This is a genomic window from Microcoleus sp. C2D2 (assembly GCF_036702495.1).
GTDB lineage: Bacteria > Cyanobacteriota > Cyanobacteriia > Cyanobacteriales > Microcoleaceae > Microcoleus.
In genome coordinates this window covers 1-3,723 of the sequence record NZ_JAUBTO010000306.1, presented here as the reverse complement: position 1 = coordinate 3,723, position 3,723 = coordinate 1, and the positions used below count along the sequence as shown (strand labels likewise).

Here is a 3,723-nt window from a genome sequence, read left to right as displayed (position 1 = left end):
ATTGAGATTCTGTGGCGGTTTATTAAATATGAATGGATCGAAATAAATGCCTATTCTAGCTGGCCAGCTCTTGTTTCCTGTGTGGAAAAAATACTTAAAGAATTTGGAGAAAATTATGTAATTAATTTTGCTTAACTACTTACAATGATTCCTCTTCAGTCTCAAACAAAAAGACACACCCTTTTCTTTCAGCCAGTTTCCCAAGTCGATCGAACAAAATTCACGGCCTCCTAAAACGATGACTTTATATTGGTAAAACAATGGTAAAACTTGCTGTAGATTTGTAGTTTGTTCGTCGAAGTTGCTGCTTCCCTATTTTGGCAACAATGACCAGTATAATGGAATTGCTCTTCGCTCCCAGATTAAGCTGACCATAAACAGATTAATACACCCCCATTGACTGCGATCGATTGCGATTGACAAGCTTTGACCAACAGGGCAATAAGTGGTCAACCAATAAGTAATTAATGGGAACCAAATTAATTCGATCGTTAAGTTCGGTAAATCTAAAAATCTTTGTAATTTACGCCGCCGACTTTCAGCTGTAATTAGGCAGGGAAAAGAGGAGGGAGAGCCGTTCTAATCTCACTTGTTTTTCTGATTGCATCAAGGATACTTGGTTGTCATCATCAGAAACTGAGATGGCGTCAGGTATTTTTGTAAATGAGTCTGGTAGAATGTTAGTATCATTATTTTTTTGGATAGGCAAGCGTGTAACAATGCTGCTGCCTATCTTTTTTTACCACAAATAGGCTCAATCCTTACTAACTATGGGTTTGGGGCTGGTTGTCACCCCCCCAGGTCGGCTGTACTCTTTCCCAGAATATGAGGCTGGTTGACCTCCTAAACCCCACACCGTAGCTGCTTGTTCCAAAGAATAGGCGATCGCTTGTTTTTGGTGCATGACCGATTTGAGCACGGCTTAATGGTGGGTGCAAGTTTCCCCAACAACTCCATAGCTTCGGTTTTGAGCTTTGTGTCCTTTACCGCACGATCCAGAACAATGCTCTTGTTGGTTCTTGTCTTACCTCCATAGCTTGTTTGATAAGATTAATGCTAGACGGCGATCGCAATGCAGCGATCGAGTGGGTTTAAACTCAACACTCCCAAAAAGAGGTTTTGGGGACGATCGGCTGCTCAACCGAGCTCGCTAAAAAAATCTCTCATGGGTTCCATAGCACTTATTTGGGATCTATTCATGCCCTAACATGAGTGAACATCAGTCGAGTGAAACACACATTAAGTTTTGCAGTGGCATGGCTGGTAGTTCTCGAATTTGTTTTTGACCAAACTCCTACAGATTCTATCCAAGCATTTGAACCTTCTACAATCCATCTAGTTGCTACCGGGGCAAATCCAATTTTCCAGGAGCAGTTTCGGACGGCTCTTTCAAACTCAACAACCACAGGGTTCATTATCATCATGAAAAAACTAGAAGGAAAAGTCGCTCTTGTCACCGGCTGCTGCAGCGGCATCGGTCTTGCGACTGCTAAGCGCTTTGTCGCCGAAGGTGCCTATGTCTTCATCACGGGTCGTCGCCAAACTGAACTGGATGCTGCCGTAAAAGAGATTGGTGAAAATGTCACAGGTGTTCAGAGCGATGTCTCTAATCTGGCAGACCTCGATTGGCTATTCGCCACAATCGAGCAAGAGCAAGGACACCTCGATGTCGTCTTCGCCAATGCTGGCAGTGGAGAATTCGCCCCACTCGTCGGAGCAATCACCGAAGAACATTTTGACAAAATGTTCAACACTAACGTCAAAGGTCTGCTGTTCACCGTGCAGAAGGTACTGCCTCTATTGCCCCTGGGCGCTTCCATCATCCTGAACGCCTCTGGGAATACTACGGTAGGCAACCCCGCCTGAGCGTGTTTATAGCGCTACCAAAGCCGCCGTGCGCTCGGCGGGCCCGTAATTGGATTCTCGACCTCAAAGAGCGCAAAATTCGGGTTAACGCCATTAGTCCAGGCGTTGTTCCTACTCCCGGCTACTATCTCACAGGACTGAGTGATGAGCAGGTGCAAGAATTCGTGGATAGCCCAGCCAATAATCTCCCCCTGGGAAGAGTCGGCACACCGGATGAGATTGCCAAAGCCGTTGTCTTTCTCGCTTGCGACGACAGCAGCTTTGTCAGCGGCATCGAGCTGTTTGTCGATGGCGGTATGGCACAGATTTGAAGCGCCTTAAAAGTACCCGGTAATCTTCCAAGCTGGCTACTTCTTTGAAAGTGCAAATGTACAGGAGATTTGGGAAAAGGATTCGATCGCTCTGGCTAGGCTCCTGAGCAGAGAGAATATGGATGGCTTTTTCTAAACACTCAAACATCTAAACACTCAAACATCTAAACATCCAAGCATCTAGATATTCAGATGTTTAAACTGTAAAATCTAGTTGATAAACTCAACACGCTTACCTATGATTGTGACAGTCGCCTCATTTAAGCTTGGTATGGGCGATGAGAATGGGAGCGGCTAAGAGTGAGGAAATTGTGGCAACGGGGGGCGATCGCTTTGATGTTGGTAGGAATTGTTAGCGGCTGCAACCTGACTGCGCCATCACCGCCGTCTCGACTTCCTCAAATTCATCGTGAGAAACCAAGGGTGCAACGTCCAACGCCCAAACCAGAAACCAGAGGACCAGTCAGCGAGCGCCATCAATAACCGCAATTTACTCCTGGGCAATCCAAGTCATGCAGTTTCTAGCATTGCCAGCGTCAACAACTATTTAATGGTGAAGCCACAGTACGGGCTTTCCTACAACAAAACTCACACTGCCAACTGGGTTTCGTGGCAGCTCAATAAATCTTGGATGGGAACAGCAGATCGCCAAGACAACTTCCGCCCTGACGATGCCCTCCCCGCTGCTTGGTACAAAGTGCGATCGACCGATTACACGGCAAGCGGCTACGACCGGGCACACATTGCACCAAGTGCCGATCGCACCCGCTACGAAGTTGATAATAGCGCTACCTTTTTGATGTCTAATATGATGCCCCAAGTGCCAAAAGTTAACAGAAACGTGTGGGGTGACTTGTCCTAGTATTGTCGGGAATTAGTGCAGCGCCGGGCAAGGAACTTTACATATCCGGCCGGCCCGGTGGGAAGGAAGAGCAGCTTCGACTCAAGCAGAAAATCTCAGTGCTGGCAAAGACTTGGAAAGTTATCGCGGTGCTGGATAGACAGGGGTTGGGGTTGCAGGGAGTTACAGCAAACACTTCGGAGGCGATCCCTGTGATGATGCCCAATGATAGCCGTGTCCAAGGCAAGGGGTGGAAAAGTTTTCGAGGCGTTGCTGATTCACGGTATGAATCAACTTTTCGCTTGATGTTACAAAACTTACCCTACTTGGCTTATAGCACTTAGGAAATCTTGAATTCATACCTGTATTCAGCAACGCCGTTTTCGAGTATCGGTGAAGCAAGTAGAGCGGGAAAGGGGGTTGAATTTCTTATCTAATGTATCGCCACAAGTTCAGCAAATCATTGAGAGTAAAGTTGACAGTCAATAATGCTCTACGCCGATACCCATAGACTAAACATAACCTCAGCTTATGACCCGCATCAGTTTAACTGTCGCTAGACCCCTTTACAAACACTAAGGATACCGTTAATAATAGAAACATCATCCGAACATTGAAAACCAAATAAAGCAATCATAAACACATGACCACGACCTTACAACAGCGCGAAAGCGCCAATCTGTGGGAACAGTTTTGTAACTGGGT

The 3,723-nt window shown here is 46.2% G+C and carries 5 protein-coding genes; 4 read left to right on the top strand and 1 reads right to left on the bottom strand.

From position 1 onward, the window contains the following. Positions 1-754: 754 nt before the first annotated feature. Entirely contained in the window at positions 755-904 is a 150-nt protein-coding gene (locus tag QUB61_RS38360; RefSeq protein WP_333136613.1) for a hypothetical protein, read from the bottom strand. A gap of 323 nt (positions 905-1,227) precedes the next feature. On the opposite strand from QUB61_RS38360, the gene QUB61_RS38355 reads away from it, so the two are divergent. The 4 genes from QUB61_RS38355 to QUB61_RS38340 all read left to right on the top strand — a co-directional run bounded on the left by QUB61_RS38355 (position 1,228) and on the right by QUB61_RS38340 (position 3,362). Then, positions 1,228-1,866 (top strand): SDR family NAD(P)-dependent oxidoreductase, encoded by a 639-nt coding sequence (locus QUB61_RS38355; RefSeq protein ID WP_333136611.1) that lies wholly within the window; start codon positions 1,228-1,230, stop codon positions 1,864-1,866. Between the two features lie 2 nt (positions 1,867-1,868). Continuing rightward, positions 1,869-2,177: an SDR family oxidoreductase gene (locus tag QUB61_RS38350; protein ID WP_333136609.1), complete on the top strand. Its 309-nt coding sequence runs from the start codon at positions 1,869-1,871 to the stop codon at positions 2,175-2,177. Between the two features lie 409 nt (positions 2,178-2,586). Beyond that, positions 2,587-3,039, top strand: a complete 453-nt coding sequence (locus QUB61_RS38345; protein WP_333136606.1) for a DNA/RNA non-specific endonuclease — start codon at positions 2,587-2,589, stop codon at positions 3,037-3,039. 2 nt (positions 3,040-3,041) lie between these two features. Continuing rightward, positions 3,042-3,362, top strand: coding sequence for a hypothetical protein (locus QUB61_RS38340; protein ID WP_333136604.1), 321 nt, complete (start codon positions 3,042-3,044; stop codon positions 3,360-3,362). Positions 3,363-3,723: the final 361 nt, after the last annotated feature.